Annotated in this window: 20 protein-coding genes; 14 read left to right on the forward strand and 6 right to left on the reverse strand. The window is 45.1% G+C overall.

Going from position 1 to position 20,966, the window contains the following annotated elements:
- Positions 1-9 precede the first annotated feature (9 nt).
- The 3 genes from QGN29_RS03930 to QGN29_RS03940 are packed head-to-tail and all read right to left on the reverse strand — an operon-like array spanning position 10 to position 2,806.
- Positions 10-981 carry a hypothetical protein gene (locus QGN29_RS03930; protein ID WP_310799374.1) on the reverse strand — a complete coding sequence of 324 codons (972 nt, stop codon included), beginning with the start codon at positions 979-981 and terminating at the stop codon, positions 10-12.
- A 13-nt stretch (positions 982-994) separates the two neighbouring features.
- Positions 995-1,981 (reverse strand): alpha/beta hydrolase, encoded by a 987-nt coding sequence (locus QGN29_RS03935; RefSeq protein ID WP_310799375.1) that lies wholly within the window; start codon positions 1,979-1,981, stop codon positions 995-997.
- 9 nt (positions 1,982-1,990) lie between these two features.
- Positions 1,991-2,806 (reverse strand): hypothetical protein, encoded by an 816-nt coding sequence (locus QGN29_RS03940; protein WP_310799376.1) that lies wholly within the window; start codon positions 2,804-2,806, stop codon positions 1,991-1,993.
- 266 nt (positions 2,807-3,072) lie between these two features.
- Here QGN29_RS03940 and QGN29_RS03945 point away from each other — a divergent pair, with 266 nt between their 5' ends.
- The gene (locus tag QGN29_RS03945; protein ID WP_310799377.1) at positions 3,073-4,254 is read left to right on the forward strand and encodes an aromatic ring-hydroxylating dioxygenase subunit alpha; all 1,182 of its coding nucleotides are present in this window, start codon (positions 3,073-3,075) and stop codon (positions 4,252-4,254) included.
- A 50-nt stretch (positions 4,255-4,304) separates the two neighbouring features.
- Here the strand turns inward: QGN29_RS03945 and QGN29_RS03950 are convergent, their stop codons facing one another.
- Positions 4,305-4,898, reverse strand: a complete 594-nt coding sequence (locus tag QGN29_RS03950) for a hypothetical protein (RefSeq protein WP_310799378.1) — start codon at positions 4,896-4,898, stop codon at positions 4,305-4,307.
- A 119-nt stretch (positions 4,899-5,017) separates the two neighbouring features.
- Here QGN29_RS03950 and QGN29_RS03955 point away from each other — a divergent pair, with 119 nt between their 5' ends.
- A complete protein-coding gene (locus tag QGN29_RS03955; protein ID WP_310799379.1) occupies positions 5,018-5,818 on the forward strand; it encodes an SDR family NAD(P)-dependent oxidoreductase in 801 nt (266 codons plus the stop codon).
- Between the two features lie 60 nt (positions 5,819-5,878).
- Here QGN29_RS03955 and QGN29_RS03960 read toward each other — a convergent pair whose 3' ends face one another.
- Positions 5,879-7,186, reverse strand: coding sequence for an MFS transporter (locus tag QGN29_RS03960; RefSeq protein WP_310799380.1), 1,308 nt, complete (start codon positions 7,184-7,186; stop codon positions 5,879-5,881).
- A gap of 20 nt (positions 7,187-7,206) precedes the next feature.
- Positions 7,207-7,881, reverse strand: coding sequence for a hypothetical protein (locus QGN29_RS03965; protein ID WP_310799381.1), 675 nt, complete (start codon positions 7,879-7,881; stop codon positions 7,207-7,209).
- Between the two features lie 171 nt (positions 7,882-8,052).
- On the opposite strand from QGN29_RS03965, the gene QGN29_RS03970 reads away from it, so the two are divergent.
- Genes QGN29_RS03970 through leuD form a run of 12 tightly spaced genes read left to right on the forward strand, consistent with a single transcriptional unit; the run spans position 8,053 to position 20,966 of the window.
- The gene (locus tag QGN29_RS03970; RefSeq protein ID WP_310799382.1) at positions 8,053-9,735 is read left to right on the forward strand and encodes a nitrilase-related carbon-nitrogen hydrolase; all 1,683 of its coding nucleotides are present in this window, start codon (positions 8,053-8,055) and stop codon (positions 9,733-9,735) included.
- A gap of 15 nt (positions 9,736-9,750) precedes the next feature.
- Positions 9,751-10,500, forward strand: coding sequence for a hypothetical protein (locus QGN29_RS03975; RefSeq protein WP_310799383.1), 750 nt, complete (start codon positions 9,751-9,753; stop codon positions 10,498-10,500).
- A 41-nt stretch (positions 10,501-10,541) separates the two neighbouring features.
- On the forward strand, positions 10,542-11,831 hold the full coding sequence (locus QGN29_RS03980; protein ID WP_310799384.1) for an acyl-CoA dehydrogenase family protein: 1,290 nt from the start codon (positions 10,542-10,544) through the stop codon (positions 11,829-11,831).
- A 4-nt stretch (positions 11,832-11,835) separates the two neighbouring features.
- Positions 11,836-13,275 carry an aldehyde dehydrogenase family protein gene (locus QGN29_RS03985; protein ID WP_310799385.1) on the forward strand — a complete coding sequence of 480 codons (1,440 nt, stop codon included), beginning with the start codon at positions 11,836-11,838 and terminating at the stop codon, positions 13,273-13,275.
- On the forward strand, positions 13,275-13,877 hold the full coding sequence (locus QGN29_RS03990; RefSeq protein WP_310799386.1) for an isochorismatase family protein: 603 nt from the start codon (positions 13,275-13,277) through the stop codon (positions 13,875-13,877). Before QGN29_RS03985 ends, QGN29_RS03990 begins: the two co-directional genes overlap by 1 nt.
- Before the next feature lies 1 nt (position 13,878).
- Entirely contained in the window at positions 13,879-15,087 is a 1,209-nt protein-coding gene (locus tag QGN29_RS03995) for an FAD-dependent oxidoreductase (RefSeq protein WP_310799387.1), read from the forward strand.
- The gene (locus tag QGN29_RS04000; protein ID WP_310799388.1) at positions 15,087-15,896 is read left to right on the forward strand and encodes a maleate cis-trans isomerase family protein; all 810 of its coding nucleotides are present in this window, start codon (positions 15,087-15,089) and stop codon (positions 15,894-15,896) included. The genes QGN29_RS03995 and QGN29_RS04000 overlap by 1 nt, the downstream gene beginning before the upstream one ends.
- A gap of 31 nt (positions 15,897-15,927) precedes the next feature.
- Entirely contained in the window at positions 15,928-17,124 is a 1,197-nt protein-coding gene (locus QGN29_RS04005; protein WP_375164626.1) for an MFS transporter, read from the forward strand.
- A 9-nt stretch (positions 17,125-17,133) separates the two neighbouring features.
- A complete protein-coding gene (locus tag QGN29_RS04010) occupies positions 17,134-17,910 on the forward strand; it encodes a maleate cis-trans isomerase family protein (protein WP_310799389.1) in 777 nt (258 codons plus the stop codon).
- Between the two features lie 15 nt (positions 17,911-17,925).
- The gene (locus QGN29_RS04015) at positions 17,926-18,906 is read left to right on the forward strand and encodes a hypothetical protein (protein WP_310799390.1); all 981 of its coding nucleotides are present in this window, start codon (positions 17,926-17,928) and stop codon (positions 18,904-18,906) included.
- A gap of 3 nt (positions 18,907-18,909) precedes the next feature.
- On the forward strand, positions 18,910-20,331 hold the full coding sequence (leuC, locus tag QGN29_RS04020) for a 3-isopropylmalate dehydratase large subunit (RefSeq protein ID WP_310799391.1): 1,422 nt from the start codon (positions 18,910-18,912) through the stop codon (positions 20,329-20,331).
- Positions 20,331-20,966: a 3-isopropylmalate dehydratase small subunit gene (leuD, locus tag QGN29_RS04025; protein WP_310799392.1), complete on the forward strand. Its 636-nt coding sequence runs from the start codon at positions 20,331-20,333 to the stop codon at positions 20,964-20,966. The genes leuC and leuD overlap by 1 nt, the downstream gene beginning before the upstream one ends.

A 20,966-nucleotide genomic window follows, 5' to 3' on the forward strand; every position in this document is an offset into this window, starting at 1 on the left:
TTGAGGGTCTTATTCAACGTATACAGCCCCTAAAATTTCTTCCCCTTCTTCCCAATGAAGGACGCCAAACGTCGTGTATTTTTCTTTCTGGCTTTCTAGGAATTGCCAAGCACATACCATGGTATAGTCATCATCCACAACAGTTTCTCGCGACCAAAGTTTAAAAGCTTCGCCGAAAGAATGACGTATGGAATAGAGATAGCGTCCGTATGACATGCCGTTTCCGAACATCTCTGGTCCATGGAATTGGTGATGATTGCCGTTTCTGGTGCGCATGGCCGTCCACTTTCTATTCACCACGCCTTCAATCTCAATTGTTTGCTCACTATGGAGCAAATTGATAGGTTTATGATGGATCGTCACCTTATTTGTCCCGATCAATTCTTGCTGATCATTATAAACTTCAAATTCTCCTCGGAAAACGCCCGCATTCTTCACAGGGTAATTGAAAGGTTTTTTACCGTCAGTTTTCTCTTTCGCTAGGAAATCAATCACCTTTTGTTGAGTCTCAGGGTTAGTCTCATGATCCTGTGTCACCACATAAAGTCCATTGAAAACGCCAACCAAAGTGTCCCCTTCAAATAGTTGAGAAGAGTAGACTTGCAGCCCAAGCTCTGGCACAACGTGATTGACGGTCCGTAGATCAACATTCCAGCCGGGTGAAAAATAACGACTATCAACTAACAAACCATAAGGGCGGCCTGTTCCGATAAAATCCGGTCCCGTGTAAATCCGGTCCTGATCACTATCGATCACACCAAAGTTGAACTTTGCGCCAATCTCAAACCGATCATTCAACGGTCCCGTGGCATCAAATTTTGTTTCCATCCAATACGTGGTTCGACCGTCTTTAAATTCACTCGCTCTACTCACCTTATTATAGCCTACATGAGTCCCATCTGCTTCAAAAAGCGAAGGCATTCCGTGCCATTCTCCTGTGATTGCCTGTTGCCAGTTACTTGGTTTTTTATCATCAGCCATTCTCTGTTCCCTTTTACTTGGTCTGCAACACAACCGATACTCGGCCTTTTGCACAGTCTTTAATTGTCTTTTCCTGGATGCCCTGGTGGCGAATAAACATCCCCACAAGCGCTGCATAAAATTCTCTAAATGCATGTGAATCTATCGTTTCTTCCTGGTCAAGGAAGGGGCGGCCGGTTGTATCATCCTGAGGATAGACACATGAAAAATGATTGGCGCCCTCGATAAAAACCAATGCACTCCCATTTCCTGCTTTCACGCCCTCAACAAATGTCCGCTCAATGCGCGCCGTGGGACTGTCGTCCTCAGCCTTACCATAGCGATGAGAGCTGGATGCAATCACACCGTCCTTTGTTCCCCCTGTCAGCAATACCGGAACATCATCACCGAGCGGTAAAACTGTATCCTCAGGCCATCCGAGCGCGACCGAGGCACCTGTATGAGCTGCATAGCTAAAAACACCTTTTATTGATGGAAACCACTGTCTATTAGCATTCATCAAGGCTACTGTTCCGCCAGCGGAATGACCCCCGATGTAGAGAGATTCCATATCAATCAAACCTGCAAATTGACCTTCTTTATTTAAAGACTTTAACTCTTCAAGAAGGGGGGCTATCGCTGGACAACTTGGACCTTTCCCGTGTCCTTCAGGCGAAAAACTCTCCATATCTAGGCCTGGCGTTAAGGAAACATAACCCGGCATTTCTTCCGCAATCCAGCTATAGGTCACAACCAAATTACCCTCTTTTGCAAGGGCTTTTGCAAGCCACGCATATGATTCAGGGCCCACATTGATCCCCGGCAAAAGAAGCACAACGGGCAAGGGTGCCTTCTCTTCATTCACAGGAATCATTCCTGTATTGCGCTCTAGGTCGCTATTTCCAAAAGTCGCAGGGTAATAGATCTTCGCGCTGATAGTATCATAAGGCGCTTCAGCTTCCGTCACATGAATAGCGCGGAAGAGAGCACGGACAGAAAAGGGCATGTCTTCAGTAGTCATGGATAAGTCCTATTCAAGACCAACTCGCGGTAAGGTGCGGTTGCCGCCCCACAATGTTTTCACCATGCGGTCAGCGGGCTCTTTGCCAAACATTTTCTCAGCCAATGCATTAGCCGGGTCTCGTTCACAAATTGTCATACGAATGGTCTCTTCCCGCTTCGAAATCGCCGCTCTCTCTTCTAAAGGTGTTTTTTCTGCGTCGCGCATCCATCCAAGCCAGCGATCTAAACGCTCGTGAGCAATGCCTCGGATTTTCTCAATAACGGCATCATCCACATCTGCACAATATCCGACGGCTGTGGGTGTCATAGCGATGCGGGTATATAAATCATGAGAAATAAAGGGTTTAAATCTTTCGTCTGCCTGCAGCTCTAAATATTCTTTATTCACTTCCGTATAATATTTATCTGCATAAGAGGCATCATAAAGATAATCTCTACGGGGAAGATAATCCATATACATAAACAAATCTGGAAGTGTGCCCAGGGCAAAACCGAAATTTGGCACATCATACTGAGCACCAGGGCTAATGGTGATATGCATATTGGTAAATGTTGATTCAGGGGAACCTATAAACGAATGAATAAACCAATCAATCTCAGGGCCCGCATAAGCATTCAAGCTGCCCTCGGTGCCACTGTCACCAAATTTTGTATAATCATCAAACTCATCAGAGCAAGGGTCTTTCGTCAACTCAAATTGAGCGTCAATTTTTTCCCGCATTTCAGCCAGAATTGCCCAGAGCTGATTAAAGACAGAACGACGATTTTCATTAGGGCGTTCCTCAACTTGCTGAATAACAGACTTTAATACTTTTTCACCCATGATACCCTCTTCCTAATCTAATAAAGTCGAAACAACTTCCTTTTTCTCCGACAGTTTATACACAGAATTTATTGTAAATCAATTCAATTAAGCATAATGATATATGTTTATATCAAATGTTGCGTTTTTTGTCCCTTTTGATATGTTGGAAGAGAGTATTAGGCCTTGATGGGAGTCAACCCTGAGGAAGCTCATATAAGATAGAGTGACCTCAAATCATCATTTCAGAGCAAGGGGGAAACAAACCCTCAAATGGAGGCAAAAGTATGTTGGTTAATCTTTGGTATGTGGCTGAATGGTCAAAAAATGTGAAGAATGACCCTGTAAAGGTCCAAATATTGGGGCAAAAATTAGTTCTTTTTAGAGATTCTGAAGGAAAAATTGCCTGCCTCGCTGACATTTGTCTTCATCGCGGCGGATCCCTCGGGAATGGGTGGTGCAAAGACGGAAACGTTGCTTGTCCTTATCATGGCTGGGAATATAACACAGAAGGAGAATGCGTTCATATTCCCTCTGAAGGACCTGAGGCCAAAATTTCTAAACGATTCAAAGTAGACAGATATGATGCAGAAGAGCGCTATGGGATGATTTGGGTCTTCATGGGGGACTTGCCAGAAGAAGAACGCTTTCCAATTCCGCCCTTCCCTGAGTATGACCAGAAGGAGTATTGGCGCGAAGTTACAACAGAATATACATGGAAGGCAGAAGCCTCTCGGGTCGTTGAAAATGGCATTGATCTAGCGCATGCTTCCTTTGTCCACCCTACTTTTGGTTACCAAGACACAGCAGGGGATAACAGTATTGACCATGTAGAAATTAATGAGTGGTGGGGCACCTCAACCAATACAAATTACCCCCCTCAATTAAAAGGAGACTTGGGTTTTAGACGGTTCATTCGCAAGGATAAACAACCAACCCGTACCCATCCAACTTGGTATCTCCCGGGGATGATTGTGCGTATGCAAATTGACCTTCGTGAAGGCTGGACCATCATTATGTTTGATGCCAATACACCCATTGATGAGCACACAACCAGAACCTTTGCTATTCAACTGCGCAGCTTCATGAAATGGCCTATGTTTGACAAAGGGTCAAAGAAACGGCTAGAAAAAATCCTTCATGAAGACGCTGCCATCGTTGAAGAATCCCAGCCTTATTACTTACCTGAAACACTGGCCAATGAATTGTCTGTTGGGGATGATAAATTTATGAATAGTTTCAGAAAAGCACGGCGTATATTGATCGAAGAAAAGGGCTGGCAGATCGACCTGAAAAAGCGAGATACTGAGAAAGGTCGGACCGTCATGACCATACCCTCCCCAGCGAGAAAGAAAGCAGAGGCGGGGGGAATCAAGTGGGTTTTTGAAAAAATGCCTACCGTAGGGCCTGTCTCCAACAAAAAATCAGAAAATAGAATGTCGCAGAACTCGTCAAATAACTCAGCGTGAGTATCATCTAGCACTACTGATCAAGGAAAGCCGTCTACTGGCTTTCTTTTTTATGCGAGTTCTGACCACATTTGAGTGACGAAAGCTTTTTCGTGCACAGGACCGTCTGGCCCCCGTGGATCAAGATCATGTCTTTTTTGGCAAGTGGGACTGAGGCGTGTTCCCTTCGCTGTCAGCGTACGAATTGCCTCTCCGTCCTTATACAATACTGTATGTCTCAGACGTTCTCCTGGAGCAGTAAGCATGATAAAATCTGGCTCCATATATATATCGCAAGCTTTCTCAAGGCGGCGACTGTTAAACGTCAGAATTCCTGGTCCGCCTGACATGCCAATATTTTCATAGGCCCCTGGTCCGAGCTGATCAAAAACTAAAACACCCTCTTTTAAATATCCTGTAAAAGTCTTTGCTGTTGTTTCCCGACCTCTGATATGGACATTTGTCAGTGACATTTTATGTCCGTCAAAGTCTAAATATACTAGATTGTCAAAAGGACTAGGGCCTGGCGTTCCCGCCTTTGGATCATCCGATAGAGGTGTGCCATCAAGAGCGTATGTTTCAACATGATCATGCCATGTGCCGCGCATCAACATTAAATTATAGCCAACGGAACCTATGGGAAAAGTAGGATATGCTTCAGTCATTTTGACAGGACCTCTCTATGGGGGTTGCAAAAGTCATCAAATTACTTAATGATATAACAATAAATCATTATAGGTTGCCAGCCTTATTTTATTAGGGCGTCAATAAACTGGAGGAAACCATGAAATCTGTCGTCATTACAGGAAGCACCAAAGGGATTGGTCGGGGTCTGGCTGAGAATTTCTTAAAAAGAGGTTGCAAGGTTCTCATAAATGGAAGGCAAGCAGAAGATGTTGATGCCTTGGCAGCTTCTCTTTCAGAACGCTACGGCGCAGATCATGTTGCCGGATGTCCAGGAGATATCACCAAAGCGAAGGATCTCCAAAAGCTATGGGATACATGCACAAAAACATTTGGGCAGGTAGATATTTGGATTAACAATGCTGGCATGGGTATGCAACGCGGGCCTCTCTATGAGGCTTCTCCCAGTGCGATCAAAAAAATTGTTGATGTGAATGTAACTGGCATTCTCTTAGCGAATGCTGTGGTTTCAAAACAGATGCTGGCTCAAGGCTACGGACAAATATGGAATATGGAGGGCTTTGGTAGTGGCGGTCAGATGCAACAAGGCATGACGGCTTACGGAGCAACCAAACGAGCTGTTAATTATGTAAACGGCGCTATGCAAAAAGATCTCAAAGATACTCAAATTCAAGTCTGTACGTTAAGCCCTGGAATCGTCGTGACCGAACTGCTGATGGGAGATTATGACTTAAAGTCTCCAGAATGGGAAAAAGCGAAGAAAATCTTCAATATTCTTGGGGATAAAGTAGAAACAGTGACTCCCTATTTGGTGGACGGCATTCTTAAAACAAAAAAATCCGGCGCGAAGGTGGCATGGCTTACGGGCGGAAAGGCTTTTGCACGCTTTATGACAGCTGCATTTAAGAAAAGAGATCTATTCTCTGATCAGGCATCATAGAAAAATTTACAACATAATGAAAGGAGGCCAAGGCCTCCTTTTTTATCACGACTGTCTCTTTTAACTATTCGTCATTTCAGGTATTTTGATTTTATCAACAAGCATTCTTGACCAGATCAACACGACAAGTGCGGCAAATCCGAAAAAGACGATAGGGCCAGAATTCATTACGTTAAATACAGCACCACCGACAACACTGGCAGCCAAAATCCCGACCGCACCAGCAAGGGTGAACACGCCGATCACTGACCCACGATTTTCTTTGGGTGATTGTTCAGCAATTAATACTCCACTTGTTATAATACAGCCGACTTCAGCCATGCCAATCAACACTAACAATATCATCATAGGGACGCTGAAAGGGTCTGATACAAAAGCCGTGCATCCATAACCAACCACTCCCACGAGCAATGTAACTGAGAGTGCATTCACTCTATTCATTTTATCTGTCATAATACCAAAAATGGGGGCGAACAACAGTGAAGCTGCATATGATATGACCACGACCTTGCCCCCTTTAGCTAAGGCATCTGCCGTTTCCATTCCTAAGACTTGACTGCCATAAATCGCGGCCCATAACGGATAAAATGTACCAACGACTGCAAGGTTGCCCCGAGCTACAAAGCTTGCAGCATAGGCCAAAGCAATGCCTGGAGCTTTCGCCGCCTTCATACCGACGACAACCTGACTTAAAGACGTGACTTCTTCATGATCATGACTTTTGATGACGCCGCTTTTAACTGTAAAGCCAAGCAGAAAAACCAAGACGAGGACAATTGCCGCCATCGTCATATAGGTGCTTAAACTTGCTTCTGTTGCAATCATGCCCTTGCCTTCGTAAATTTGAGGCATCTTCACGAGGACTGTCACTGCCATAGACGCGCCAAGGCCATTCATAAAGCCAACGAAGCCGGTTGCTTTTCCACGGCTATCGTCGCGAATATAATCCGCCATAAGCGTAATAATCATAGCTGAGGCAGCCGACAGACCAGCCGCAGCAATTAATCGTCCTAAAAGGGCTACCCAATAATCTTTGGTGAACGCGAATATGACCATAGAAAGCCATATTAAAATGAAGGAGACCACAGTCACTTTCTTTCGGCCAACCTTATCTGAAAGTGCTCCCCAAAAGCCAGCCGTCAAAATGATAACAATTTCGCCCCAAAATAATAGCTGACCACTGACAGCGCCTTGGTCATTCTTTGGAATATTAAGCACTTCATCTAACAAATAAGGCTGCACAGCAGGGATGAATGTCGCCAGCATGATGGTGCTAAAGCTCAACGCAAGTAGCGCAATCACATTGCCCTTCGAAACATTCTCATTCAGATTGAGTCCGAGAAATCGTTTTGTGTTACTCTCTGTCATTTGTCTCCCCTTAATTCCCTTTAGCTCACAGTCTCGTGTGACTTTGCGATATTGCTCTTCTTATAGAGGAGCCAAGCCGCGACTAATAAACACCCTTGAGCCCCTGTATTCACGGTCTCTGCAGCCCATTGCTGAGCAAGAGTCTGATTTTCTATTCGAGCAAGCCCACTCATGGCAAAAATGCCAACAAGATTGAGTGTAAATAAAAAGCCTGGCAGCTTCATTGCCCGTTTTAATGAGTATCTAATCATTGTGATAGAAAAGACTAAATTTGCCAGTGTTACCGAAGCGATCCCAACAAAAACCCATTTCCTGTCTCCTGTTTGACCATATAAATAGAGGCCGGCCCCAAAAGCAGCAGCAATCAAGACCAATGGGAGTATCGGCATCCCGTTTGGCCACGTATCTTTTGTGATCACTACAGCTGCATAGGCCAGTAAAATAAAGCCTGTTCCCATCACAGGAAACAATTGCGCATCTAAGAATGAGATATTCATCCCAGTCAGAACAACAATTAATTTCCAAGAGGCTTTCATTAAGCCTGCGGCAAAAATAAAAACTATCGACCCAAAAACCCAATTTTTTGCAGCAGGCTGAATTGCAGAAAGCCAACGTGCCACAAAACACAGACCCCACCCTGAAAAAAGTACTGGTAAAAAATCTACAAGAGCTAAACTGAGTGTATAATCTTTCATGACTTCCTTTCGAAACATCCCTCAAATGTGGTCCTCGTATTTCCTTACGAAAATCATAGAGATTTGGATCAGGAAATGTCTTTGATATTGACTTAAATGATATATTGTTATTATATTATGTCAAAGGGCAATTTAAAATAATGTAACCTATTGTTATTAGGGAGAAAATTTTTGTCAGAGCAAAATACAGTGAGAGTCGCAGCTGCGCAATTTGCCGTTGGTGCAGATATTAAAGCCAATCTAGCAAGCTGCCTGAAGGCCATTGATGATGCCGCTAAAATTAATCCAGATTTACTGGTTCTACCTGAGTTCGCCAATCATCTTTCTTGGTATAATGACAAACAACACTGTTGGGATGTCTCTGCAGATATGGATGACGATTTTCTCTCAGCCATTGCCCGCAAGGCACGTGACGTAGGTTTTTATGTTGTGGTGAATGTCACACTGAGACGCGACAGCGAAACTGTGACAGGCACTTCTCTTCTTTTTGATGGAGAGGGCAACCTTATTGCTGATAATGATAAACAAATATACATTGGCCACGAAAATGACTTCTTACGCAAGGCGCTCTGCGAAGGGCCAATTGTAAAGACTTCTCTTGGACGTCTGGGGCTTTATGCGTGTATGGACGGGGTGATCAATGAAACACCCAGAAGTTTAGGGCTCAGGGGCGGGCAAATTCTATTGAACAGTTTAAACAGCTTTGCCAGTGACGAAGGTTCTCTGCATATTCCTGTAAGGGCAGCAGAAAATAAGGTCTTTGTCGTAGCCGCCAATAAAGTTGGTCCGCTTGTGCCCCCAGAGATGGTTGGTCCCATTTCTCAAGCAACAGGTATTCCAGAAAAATTTCTAGACGGCGCTGGTGAAAGTCAAATCGTTGCACCGGACGGGACCGTCCTTGCTAGGGCGTCTCTCACAGGCGAAGAGGTTGTGTATGCAGACATTCGCCCAAGCGACGCAGACAATAAAACTCGTCCAGACGGTACAGATATTTTTGCATCGCGTCGACCTGAGCTTTATTGTTTTATTAGCGAGGATCCTGCACAGCAACCTATACCATCCTATGACGGTGCCGCTGATGCTAAAGCAGCGGTCATATCCGCAGACTCCCTTGACGAAGTTGTTTCTGCGCTCAAGGAAGTGAGTGGCTCAACGGAGATTATCACTCTTCCTGGGCTTCTCGGCGTTACCTCTCTAGAAGATTTGCATGCGGCAAAGTCTGAGAGTGATAAGACTATCCAGGCTATCCAATCAGCTTGCGGATCAAGTCTCGTGGCCACGTCAATTGTTGCGTCTCATGGCAGTGGATTTCAACATCAGGCCGTTCTTATAGATCGGTCAGGTATTATTCTTAGACAAGGTCAAATTCATAGCGCCGAGCGTTTTAAATGGTCTGCCCTCGCTGATGATGTTGAGAGTCATCAAGCATCCTTTGGCAAGATCGCTCTGATCACAAGTGATGACAGCCTCTATCCTGAGCATGCTCGTCGTCTTGCCCTAATGGGGATAGAAGTGGCCTGTGTTCCCTTAATTCCCCTTGAAGCATGGGAGCTAAATACAGGATTGCTAGAACGGTCTGCGGAAAATAGGATTAACTATCTTGTGGCCACTGCACCAACAGATTTGGGCGTAAGTTTCATTACCAGTTTGCAAAAAGATTTCACTGTAATGACCGAATGGCAGGACAGGCCTTTTGATGGGCTCTTATCGCAGCCAATATGGACAAAAGCTAAAGGAAAAACTTGTACTGCCACCATTCATCCTGCTGCTGCAGAAAATAAAGTTGTATCGCAAGGGACTGACATGATGCGCGGTCGCCCATGGCATGTTTCTCAAGCAATAACAGCCACATAAAGAATAGGATATATTATGAGTCCAGTCTCTCTACCAAAAGCCTTATGGGATAACACCTTAAATCAGTTGATAGATCGCCTAAATTTATCAGAAATAACTGGAGATGACGGCGGTCATTATATGGATCTGATCAGTCAGCTGCCAATGGTACAGGGTGAAGTAGGTAACGTACGCCTCTTCAAAGGCGACGGAATCTATCAGCTTGTCACTTGCTCACTGGTTGTGCCCCCGATCCATCTTGATAGTCATATGCTTTTTGTTTTTAGCGACTCTGACTGTGCTGTCCCTCATTTCACTTTGGATTCAGTGAAGGCAGGAGAGCATAATGCCTTCCATCTAGACCTGATCCCGCGTGTTGATCTCGGATCAAATTATACATATATGACTGAGGTTTTTGGCCCTCTAACAGACTTGTGTGAGGAAGCACGCGCCATTGATGGGATGGAGAAAGCGCATATTTCTCCTATCCAGTATGCGGTCATGTCACCGTGGATGTTGGTGCAACGTGCAAGCGACGAAGCCTTTGAGAAAATGGACAAATATGTAGATGGATATCTCAATCACTGGTTATCGATTGTGGAAAAGGGAATTTCACCTGAAGCACTCGAGGGCCATTCTGCAGACGCTTTGATTGCAAGGGATGCTCGAAACAAATCGATGATTTTCGATCCTGCTGTCGATCCTGTTTGGGGTCGCATTGAAGGCATGATTGGCACAGATGCCGTTTCAAAACTGCGCAGGTTGCTAAAAAGCACCAGCGCCTAAGTATAGGCTACAATAGGTTTTCAGCGTTAAGAGGATATGGAATGACAGAGAGAGCAGACACAAAATATACTGGCGAATTCTTCGTTGAAGGTATGACCGACGCTGAAAAGCAGAGAGCGGCAGCTGTCGACTCGGTCTTGCCCGCTCTGAAGGCAGCTGCCGCTGAAGTTGACCGCGAAGGAGCCTTTCACCGTCCTCATGTAAAAACGCTCAGTGATGCTGGTCTAATGGGATTAATCGTCCCTAAAAGTCATGGAGGGATGGGTGGCGGACTTCGTGATTTAGCAGCGGCGACCTATGCCCTTGGCACAGCCTGCCCTTCAACTGCACTTGCCTTCTTTTTCCATTGTAGTTCTGCATCGCGGGGACTGTTGGCCTTAGAGGCACTTGAAAATGGCTTTTTTGATGCTTCAGAAAAAGAGGCTGTTCAAGCTTTTGCGGATAAAGTGTTGAACACAATGGGTCATGAGAAAAAGTGGCTAGCCAATTTTGCCTCAGAAAGTGTGAAGTCTGAAAAGGCGGCAATTACCATCAGTACCAAAGCCAAAAAAATAGACGGTGGTTATCTCTTAAACGGCGTTAAATCTTTCGGCTGTGCAACCGGTGTCGCTGATCAATATTTAGTAACCGCCTCCCTAGAAGGAAATGACACAGGGGCTGGACTTTGTACCTTCTTTATCGACCCAAAGGCCACAGGTGTATCAGAGCGTCAAAAGTGGGATGCCATTGGAATGCGCGGTACAGCAACACACGGTATCATCCTTGAAGATGTTATTGTTTCAGATGAGAATGCTCTGGCAATCCCAGGTGCTTTTGTCAAATGCATGCAAATGAGTCGAGGAAGTTTTGTTGGAAACCAGTTAGCAGGCATTGCTGTCTATCTTGGTGCAGGTAAGGCAATTTATGATGCCTCTCTGCATAATCTAAAAACTTTTACTTTTGGTGATACAGGGAAACCAATCGGTCACGCCCCTTTTCAGCAAGAACTTATTGGGAAAATGATGGTCGAGCTTGAAACAGCGACCATTTGGTTGCGCCGTCAATTGGAATTAGAAGCCGCTGAAGTGCCTCTTTTGCCAAAACATGAGGTGGTGCAACGTTGGCGCCTTTGTAAAGGAGTTGTTGCTGAAAGTGCCTTCAAGCTTGCTACCTATGCCTTAAAGACCAGCGGGACATCGGGCACAGGATTTTCTGCCCCTATGGCGCGCGGTCTTCGTGACATGGCTATGGCACTTGTCCAAGCCTTCCCTATTGAAAGAGGGCGTCTCATGGCAGCTCAAATGGAAATGGATGGGGCCGAACAGAGTCAATTTGGGGTCTCAAAAAAGTAAGGACATGACGGTGCGAACATTTGGTCATATCATTGGAGGCGAAGAAATTGCTGCACAGAGCGGCAAGACATTTGACGTTTTATCTCCGTCAACGCAGGCTGTTATTGGTGTGTGTGCGGACGGGGCATCAGAAGACATAGATGCTGCCGTCTCTTCCGCGCGTGCTGGCTTTAAAATATGGTCAGATCTTGCGCCAAAAGACCGAGAAGCCTGCCTCTTAAAAGCAGCAGATCTGGTGGAAAAAGAAGGAGTGGAACGTTTCTTAAATACTCTTATGCATGAGAGTGGTTCTGTCCTTAATAAGGCACGCGGTGAAATTGCATATACAGTGGATCTCTTAAGAACGGCTGCTGGTGAAGTCCGCCGTCTCTATGGAGAAACTTTTCCCAACGATAATCCAGACAGAATGTCGCTTGTCATTCGGGAACCGTTGGGGGTGGTTGCTGTGGTTTCGCCCTATAATGCCCCTTTAGCTTTGCTGGTTAAAATGGCCGCCTTTCCTCTCGCTGCAGGGAATAGCGTTGTGATTAAGCCTTCTGAAGAAACGCCAATGATTGCTCTGGCTTTTGTCAGACTGCTCTTGGATGCAGGTTTGCCCAAAAATGCGGTCAACATTGTCACTGGCTTTGGTCTGGGAACAGGAAAACCACTTGTCGAGCACGAAGATATTGACGCTATTGCTCTCACTGGCTCAACGCAAACAGGTATTGCAGTTGGTGCAGCAGGCATGCAGAAAATGCGGCGGATGCAGCTCGAGCTTGGCGGTAAAAGCGCACTGATCATTTTAAAGGATAGCGACCCGCACAAAGCCGCAAAAATTGCTGCTCAAGGGATTTTCACCCATGCGGGTCAAATCTGCATGGCCAACAGTCGTATCCTTGTTGAGCAAGAAATCCTCAAAGACTTTCTTGTTGCTTTTAAAGCCGAAGCCGAAAACTTACCTATTGGCGACGTGGAAAGTGAAAAAAGTTTTTACGGCCCTTTAATAAATCAAGCCGCAGTCTCAAAAGTCCAAGCCCATGTTGACAGTGCCGTTGCAAAGGGAGCGACTTTATTAACAGGAGGCCAACTCTTAGAGGGTTTAGTCTATCAACCCACCATTCTTCTAGAAACACCAAGAAACTGTGATGCTTGGCGCGAAGAAAGTTTTGCACCTATGTGCAGTGTTATCGGAGTGAGCTCCTTAGATCATGCGATTGAAGAAGCTAATGATAGTCCTTTTGGATTAAGTGCTGCAGTTCTGACTCAGAATATCAGTCGCGGGATGCGAGCGGCTAAAGAGATTAAAGCAGGCTCTGTGCATATTGGGATGCATGCATTTCAAAGCAATGCTCTTGCTCCCATTGGTGGATTCGGTATGTCAGGCATTGGTAAATCTGGCGGACGCTATAGCACCGAAGAATTCACAGAGCAAAAGTGGATTAGTATCGAGGTAAATGAGTAATGGATTTAGAACGCAATGCCATGGATATGGGCAACATGCCTGCCCTTCTTTTGGTAGATATGATCAACGGCTTTACAAATTCAGCATGCTCATTGGGTAGTGATTGCCCGGACGTTGTTGCTGCCAACGCCGTCTTATTATCGGAATTCAGAAGATTAGGCTTGCCAATTTTCTACACGACTGTTGTCTTTCACAACGATGATCAAGCTAAAGTTTTTCGTGGTCGTATAGATGCTCTCAATCAGCTCACTCCCGACAGTAATTGGGTAAAAGTTGACCCAAAACTTGCTATGCAAGAAGGGGAGGTCCTTATTGAAAAACAATGGGCAAGCTCTTTCCATCAAACTGACCTGCATGAACAGCTTCAAGCATGTGAGGTTGATAGCTTAGTAGTAACAGGCCTTACCACATCAGGCTGTGTCAGAGCCACAGTCGTGGACGGTCTTCAATATGATTACCGTGTCTTTGTTCCTAGGGAGGCCGTTGGAGACAGAAATCAAGACGCTCATCAAGCCAATCTTTTTGATATGCACGCAAAATATGCTGATGTTATCTCACTGGATGAAGCCATTAAACACATACGTCGTAGTCAGGGTAAATAACATGTCTCAAGAGTATCCCGTTATTATTGCCGGTGCAGGTCCTTCTGGATCTGTCCTCGCTTTATCTCTCGCTAAAGCGGGTGTCAAAGTTCTGCTTCTTGAAAAGGAAGCTCAGTTACCAATTGACCTTCGGGCTTCTACTTTCCATCCACCCTCTTTAGAGATGATCGGCGCCATGGATCAAGACATCGTTGATGCCATGATAGATAAAGGATTAGTGGCTGATCGCTATCAATATCGAGATCGAAAAACGGGCGACTGCGCCACTTTTAATATGGCTCAGCTTAAAGACGAAACCAGCTATCCGTTTCGCCTTCAGTTGGAACAATATGAGTTGACATACCTGATTGCTGAAAAACTCAAAGACTACCCCAATGTCGAGGTGCGCTACAATCATGAGGCGCTTCGCTTTGAGCAAACTCCTGAGACTGTCATCCTTTTTGCTAACACTCCGGAAGGAGAGGTCAGTCTTACAGGATCTTTTCTCATTGGCGCTGAAGGCGCGCGTTCGAACATCCGCAAGAGCTCTGGAATTGCTTTTGGCGGATTTACTTACGATGAAAAATTTCTTGTCGTCAGTACTTCTTTTGCCTTTGAAGATGTCTTTGATGATCTCTCTTATGTGAATTACGTAGCAGACCCTGACGAATGGTGTGTCATTTTACGCACTGAAAAAATTTGGCGGGTCCTCTTCCCTACACAGGGTGACGAAGATCCGAATTACATTCTCTCAGATGAATTTATTCAAGAGAGACTGCACCATCTTCACCCAAGAGAAGGCGCCTATGACATTGGTCATAGAACAATTTACAATGTGAACCAACGCGTGGCTGAAACTTATTATCAGGAACGGATGGTTCTCATTGGGGATGCCTGTCATATCAACAATCCTTTAGGGGGAATGGGGATGAACGGCGGGCTACATGATGCTTTTAATTTGGCTCCGCGTCTCATTAAAATTATCGAAGGAAGCGCGACTCATCAAAAGGAGTTCGCTCAGTATGATCGTCAACGTAGGGAATTGGCGGTTAAATTTGTTCAGGATCATACCATTGCAAATAAAAAACTTATGGAATCTACTGATCCTGATGTTCAAACAAAACGACAAAAGTGGTTGATGGAAACGGCGGCAGACCCTGTTCAAGCCAAAGAATTTCTATTGGAAAGAGCCATGATTAACTGTGTGCGTGACAGTCTCAAGGTTGCTTGATGACTGCAGTCCAAGGACTGGAGGGAAAAATGATGAATAAATATGGGTATGGGACAGACTATTATGGCTACCGCAAGAAATTTGTTGTGCTCGTGCCAAGCACCAATACAGCTGTGGAAAGTGAATATCACTTGATGAAGCCTACAGGTGTTGCCCTTGCAACAAGAGCCTGTGTTATCCCCTCTATAAAAGTAACCAATGAAGAAGAATTCGTTGGGCTTGTAAAAGCCATTGGGGATGCCACTGAGCAAGGATTGAAAGATGCCCTGAGCTGTGAACCGGATCATGTTATTTTTGGCTATTCAGCAGAAACATTCTGGGACGGTAAAGAACGGTCAGACCGAGAATTTAAACGCTATAATGATATTGCCCAAGCTGTGGGCGGATGCAACATCACCTTTGGGGCTCAAGCCATTCAAGATGCTTTAGCCTGCTATCCTGGTGTAAAGAAAATTGCTGTCATTTCACCATACATGCCTGTCGGCGATAATATGGTTATAAAGTTTTTAGAAGATATCGGCTATGAAGTCACTGCAATCAAGGGCCATTGTTCCCCGGGTGCCGTTGAAATTGCTCACGAGCCTTTTGGCAAAACCCGTGAATTGGTGCAAGCAGTGAATAGCGCTGACTGTGATTTGATATTACAGGCTGGAACGAATTTACACTTCGCAGAATTAGCAGGCTCCTTGGAAGCCGAACTGGGAAAACCAGTTCTCGCCATCAATACAATCACTTTTTGGCATGCATTAAGGACCAATGGCATCCCAGATCGCATTAAAGGGTTTGGGTCTCTATTATCTGAACATTAACAAGGGCATCTAGCCGCTCGAAAGGCCTTCTATGCGTATCATATTTTTTGTCATCTTAGTCGATTTGATTGGGTTTGGAATCATGATTCCTCTCCTCCCAAATTTTGCTGATGAATTAAGTGGTAGCACAGGTTTAGCAACGTTGGTGGTTGGATTATATGCTGCAGGCATGTTGTTTAGCACGACCGTGATGGGCAGACTGAGTGACTTCTATGGGCGTCGTCCTGTTCTCTTACTGAGCATGGCCGGAGCTACGCTTGGGTATGTAGCTCTCTCCTTCTCAACTACAATTACCATGGTTGCAGCGGCACGTTTATTCAGTGGATTAATGGCTGGTAATATTTCAACAGCACAAGCCTATATAACTGACATTACAACGCCTGAAAACCGCGCCAAAGGTATGGGGATGATCGGGGCCGCTTTTGGATTAGGGTTCATTATCGGCCCCACGATTGGCTCTCTCATGTCAGGAGATGATTTCAAAGCGATAAGTCTGGCGACAGCAGGGCTAACATCGGCAGCACTCTCAGGGCTAGCTTTCTTAACGATCCTCTTTAAACTGCCCGAAAGTTTATCCAAAGAACAGCGGGACGCTCTGCGTCATGAGAAGAGAATTAGTCAATTTAAAGCTCTGGGCCAAGTGATGACACGCCCTGTCATTTTGGCAATGCTGGTCTCAATTCTTATATATAATACTGCGGCAGGTATGGCTGAAACCATCCTACCTATCTGGACAAAAAAGATCGGGGTCATTCAATCGCCCGATGAATTATTTCACTATCTTTTGCCTGCTGGGTTGATGCTCGCAATTGTGCAAGGGGGACTTGTTGGTCCCATACAAAAACGGATCGGTGAATATAAAATGGTTTTCACCGGCTTAAGTCTTTTTGCAGTGGCGCTTGTTGCTATGGGCTATTTCGGATCGCAGGGTTCAAAATTAGGGACGATTGTCTCTCTTTGTTTCCAATCATGTGGCGCAGGGTTATTTATGCCTGCTCTCCAAAGTCTCGTTTCCCAAAGAGCCGGGGATACCGAACGCGGCATGGTGATGGGACTCTATAGTTCATTTGGCATGTTGGGCCGTACTATAGGAACCATTGGAACAGGTTTTGTCATGAGTAACATTTATATTCACGCGCCCTATTATGGCGGTGCACTTTTAGCGATATTTCTCATTCTCATGATTAGTTTTTTAAATAATAGGATGGCAAATAAGCCAGCAGCTTAGGGGCAAGCAATGGACAATTATCAAATCGCAAAACGGGCACAGATCGGGGTTTTAATCCCTTCTACCAATACAGGGGTAGAATATGACTTGCAAAAGTTCATTTTAGACGGTGTTTCATGGCACCCTTCTCGGTTCTGGATTGAACTTAAAAACTGGCAAGAAGAACAAGATAAAACAGGAGAAGGGATCGACAATGTCTTCGAACGTTTTCTCGATATGATGCGGGATGAAATTCCTATTTCTATTAGAAATGTCCTCTCTGCAAAAATTAATCATTTGATGCTGGGCATGTCTGCAGAAACATTTTGGGGTGGGCTAGAAGGCAATATAAAATTTGAGCAGGAAATTCAGGATCAGGTGGGTGACATAGGCGTGACCACGGCCGCAGCGGCCACACGGGATGCTTTAAATTGCTTTAAGGCAAAAAACATCTCGGTGATTACCCCTTATCCCCCTGTAGGGGATGTGAATGTGCGTCGTTTCTTTAGTGATATCGGCTTCAATGTTATTCATGTGAAAGGTATGGCACGTCCAAGTGCCACGGCGATCGCAGAAACGTCCATTTCAGAAGTCCTGAGCGCTGTCCAAGAAGTAGACGGCGATAACGTGGACGCGATTGTTCAATGCGGTACAAATTTATCAACTATAGATCTATTCCCCACATTAGAACATACCCTAAGCAAGCCTATGTTGCCGATCAATGTTGCAACAATTTGGGGCGCTCTAAGAGCCGTGGGCGTTAAAGATAAAATCACAGGCAAAGGCCGTCTTTTAGAAGAATTTTAAAATTTGGGGACTCTTATGACTTCATTATCATCTCGCGCAGATCTGCCTTGGATCTATCAGCCAAAAATTCAAGCAATCCTAGTTTTCCTCTGGATCTTAATGGAAAAAATGGTAGCCCATGTCTACTTCGTAACCCTTCTTTATACTCCAGGAATGCCATCATGGTTGCCCTTGACCATTGGAGTATCAGTCGGCTTTCTGGGCTGTGTTATGGTCTGGAAAGGTATTCACACAACGGGTAACGAAGTAAGAGAGAGCTGGTATGGTTTCATGGGCGGCTCTTTTCTATGGACTGGTTTTCTTGAAATGTGGCACCACCTGATGGGGAAATATAATGCCCAACCAGTGATTATGAAGAATGGTGAGGCTGCCTTTATCCCAAGTTTTGATCCCATGCTAGGACCCGAGGGTGGTATCTATCCTTTCTTTATGGGAGAACATGCATACTTACAATCAACTAGCATGATGTGCCTCATCCTATTTTTCCTCATGTTTACCAATAAAGACGTACGCTGTCGGATGCTCATGTGGTTCAGAAGAATTCTTAAAATGCGTGTCGGCATGCCCACAAAAACAATGAAGCCCCAATATACACGGGTCGCTGCCACTGAATATATCTTTGTAAACTGGTTTATGTATGTTGTCATGCTGGCGGTTCTGGATGAGCGAACCTTTGGACTCAATCATCCTGTGAACTATGTTGTCTCTGCAGGCGTTACACTCTGGGCGGCCTATATTATCTGGTGTCAAACCAAACAGCGTGAAACCGGTTTAACTATTCGGTATGCAATCGCAACTGTTGGTGTCTTTTGGTATATTCCTGAGATGACCACTCTATGGGGATGGTATAAAGAGCCTTGGGTAAATTTCTATAATGGCTCCCCAGAGCATAATATCAATGCGCTCCTGATGCTTGCCATCATCACAGCTTATATCTGGTTATCCGTGAAATATTTTAAAACACCTATTAACCCAAAGTCAGGGCGATCGTGGTAAACCATGGCACAAACCCTTTATGATAAAATTTGGTCGGCTCATTTGGTGGATGAAGAAAAAGACGGTAGCTGCCTGCTCTATATCGATCGTCACATCATTCATGAAGTCACTTCAGCACAAGCCTTTGAAGGACTGAAGCAAGCTGGACTATCTGTTTGGCGTAAAGGCTCAATTCTTGCCACGCCTGACCATCAAGTCCCCACCACTGGGCGCGGCTTAGGACTTGAGGGGATTGAAGATACGATCGCGCGTGAACAAGTCATCACTCTTGATCAAAATTGCCGAACCAATGATATCCGTCACTTCTCTCTTAATGACCATCGCCAAGGAATTGTCCATGTTGTTGGACCAGAGCAAGGGGCGACTTTACCTGGCATGACAGTTGTTTGCGGCGACAGTCATACATCCACCCATGGGGCTTTTGCAGCCCTCGCCCAAGGCATTGGCACAACTGAAGTCGAACATGTTTTGGCCACACAAACACTGTCCCAGAAAAAAGCGAAAACGATGCTGGTTCAGGTTGACGGCGCACTCAAACCAGGCGTCACTGCCAAAGACCTAGCCCTCTATATTATTGGCCAAATTGGTCTTGCCGGCGGAACTGGATATGCCATTGAATATTCTGGCTCTGCAATCAGAAGCCTCTCGATGGAAGGGCGCATGACCCTTTGCAATATGTCTATAGAAGCTGGGGCGCGCACTGGAATGGTTGCTTTTGATCAAATCACAGAAGCCTATCTAAAAGATAAACCCTTTAGTCCAAAAGGGGCGCTCTGGTCAAAAGCTGTTAGCCACTGGAAAACATTAAAATCTGATTCTGACTCTCAATTTGATAAAGCCTATTTTATAGATGCCTGTGATATTGAACCGCATGTGACTTGGGGGACGAAGCCAGAGCAAGTTTTACCAATTTCAGGTTTAATACCGGATCCGGAGAATGAAACAGACTCAGTTAAGCGAGCAGATTATACCAGAGCTTTAACGTATATGGGGCTCAAGAAAAACAGGTCTCTGATGCATACACCAATTGATCGTGTCTTCATCGGAAGCTGCACCAATGGTCGGATCGAAGATATTCGTGCTGTCGCTCATTTTGTAAAAAATAGACGCATTGCACCGTCCATTAAAGAAGCCCTTGTTGTTCCAGGGTCTGGGCTTGTGAAAGCCCTAGCTGAGTCAGAGGGCCTCGATGTCATTCTTAAAGAAGCCGGTTTTCAGTGGCGCTTTGCAGGCTGCTCAATGTGCAATGCTATGAATCCTGATCATCTATTACCTGAAGAACGCTGTGCCAGCACCAGCAACCGAAATTTTGAAGGTCGGCAAGGGCCTAAAGGCCGTACGCACCTTATGAGCCCCGTTATGGCCGCAGCAGCAGCGATTACAGGCAAAATTACAGACAGTCGACTGCTTGAGGAGAGAGAGTAATGGACCCTTTCATCAAGCATAAAGGCACTGTGGCTTTTATCGATAGAGCCAATGTGGATACAGATGCCATCATGCCAAAACAATATCTGAAATCCATTAAGAAATTTGGCTACGGTGATTGGTTGTTTGATGACTGGCGATACTTAGATCCCGGCGATATCAATCGTCCCATTGAGACACGCCGAATAAATGAAGACTTCGAATTAAATAAGCCGGAATACAAAGGGGCATCCATTCTGGTTGCTCAAGAAAATTTCGGATGTGGTTCAAGCCGTGAGCACGCTGTTTGGGGATTGAGAGACTATGGTATACGCTGTGTCATAGCACCATCTTTCGCTGATATCTTCATGCAAAATTGCTTTAATAATGGCCTGCTGGCACTTGAGATAGCTCAAGAGACAGTCGACACCCTCATTCGCGCAAAAGCACCTGTTCAAATGGACATCAATTTAGAGCAACAAACACTCACTCTAGATGAAAAAAAAGTGATCCAATTCACCATCGAAGAGAGTAGAAAATATAAGTTACTAAACGGATTGGATACCATATCAATGACGTTACAAAAGGCTGATAAAATCAAAACCTTCGAAAAATATCATGCTGAAAAAGAGCCATGGGTTTTTATAGATTTGTAA

Source organism: Temperatibacter marinus (genome assembly GCF_031598375.1).
Classification (GTDB): Bacteria; Pseudomonadota; Alphaproteobacteria; order Sphingomonadales; family Kordiimonadaceae; genus Temperatibacter; species Temperatibacter marinus.

What these genes read in the sequence shown, in the direction of transcription:
- QGN29_RS03985 (WP_310799385.1), top strand. Translation starts at nt 11,836, where the DNA reads ATGACGGTGCGAACATTTGGTCATATCATTGGAGGCGAAGAAATTGCT.
- QGN29_RS03940 (WP_310799376.1), bottom strand. Translation starts at nt 2,806, where the DNA reads ATGGGTGAAAAAGTATTAAAGTCTGTTATTCAGCAAGTTGAGGAACGC.
- QGN29_RS03975 (WP_310799383.1), top strand. Translation starts at nt 9,751, where the DNA reads ATGAGTCCAGTCTCTCTACCAAAAGCCTTATGGGATAACACCTTAAAT.
- QGN29_RS03980 (WP_310799384.1), top strand. Translation starts at nt 10,542, where the DNA reads ATGACAGAGAGAGCAGACACAAAATATACTGGCGAATTCTTCGTTGAA.
- QGN29_RS04000 (WP_310799388.1), top strand. Translation starts at nt 15,087, where the DNA reads ATGACTGCAGTCCAAGGACTGGAGGGAAAAATGATGAATAAATATGGG.
- QGN29_RS03990 (WP_310799386.1), top strand. Translation starts at nt 13,275, where the DNA reads ATGGATTTAGAACGCAATGCCATGGATATGGGCAACATGCCTGCCCTT.
- QGN29_RS03960 (WP_310799380.1), bottom strand. Translation starts at nt 7,186, where the DNA reads ATGACAGAGAGTAACACAAAACGATTTCTCGGACTCAATCTGAATGAG.
- QGN29_RS04015 (WP_310799390.1), top strand. Translation starts at nt 17,926, where the DNA reads ATGACTTCATTATCATCTCGCGCAGATCTGCCTTGGATCTATCAGCCA.
- QGN29_RS04005 (WP_375164626.1), top strand. Translation starts at nt 15,928, where the DNA reads ATGCGTATCATATTTTTTGTCATCTTAGTCGATTTGATTGGGTTTGGA.
- QGN29_RS03950 (WP_310799378.1), bottom strand. Translation starts at nt 4,898, where the DNA reads ATGACTGAAGCATATCCTACTTTTCCCATAGGTTCCGTTGGCTATAAT.
- QGN29_RS04010 (WP_310799389.1), top strand. Translation starts at nt 17,134, where the DNA reads ATGGACAATTATCAAATCGCAAAACGGGCACAGATCGGGGTTTTAATC.
- leuD (WP_310799392.1), top strand. Translation starts at nt 20,331, where the DNA reads ATGGACCCTTTCATCAAGCATAAAGGCACTGTGGCTTTTATCGATAGA.
- QGN29_RS03945 (WP_310799377.1), top strand. Translation starts at nt 3,073, where the DNA reads ATGTTGGTTAATCTTTGGTATGTGGCTGAATGGTCAAAAAATGTGAAG.
- QGN29_RS03955 (WP_310799379.1), top strand. Translation starts at nt 5,018, where the DNA reads ATGAAATCTGTCGTCATTACAGGAAGCACCAAAGGGATTGGTCGGGGT.
- leuC (WP_310799391.1), top strand. Translation starts at nt 18,910, where the DNA reads ATGGCACAAACCCTTTATGATAAAATTTGGTCGGCTCATTTGGTGGAT.
- QGN29_RS03995 (WP_310799387.1), top strand. Translation starts at nt 13,879, where the DNA reads ATGTCTCAAGAGTATCCCGTTATTATTGCCGGTGCAGGTCCTTCTGGA.
- QGN29_RS03930 (WP_310799374.1), bottom strand. Translation starts at nt 981, where the DNA reads ATGGCTGATGATAAAAAACCAAGTAACTGGCAACAGGCAATCACAGGA.
- QGN29_RS03965 (WP_310799381.1), bottom strand. Translation starts at nt 7,881, where the DNA reads ATGAAAGATTATACACTCAGTTTAGCTCTTGTAGATTTTTTACCAGTA.
- QGN29_RS03935 (WP_310799375.1), bottom strand. Translation starts at nt 1,981, where the DNA reads ATGACTACTGAAGACATGCCCTTTTCTGTCCGTGCTCTCTTCCGCGCT.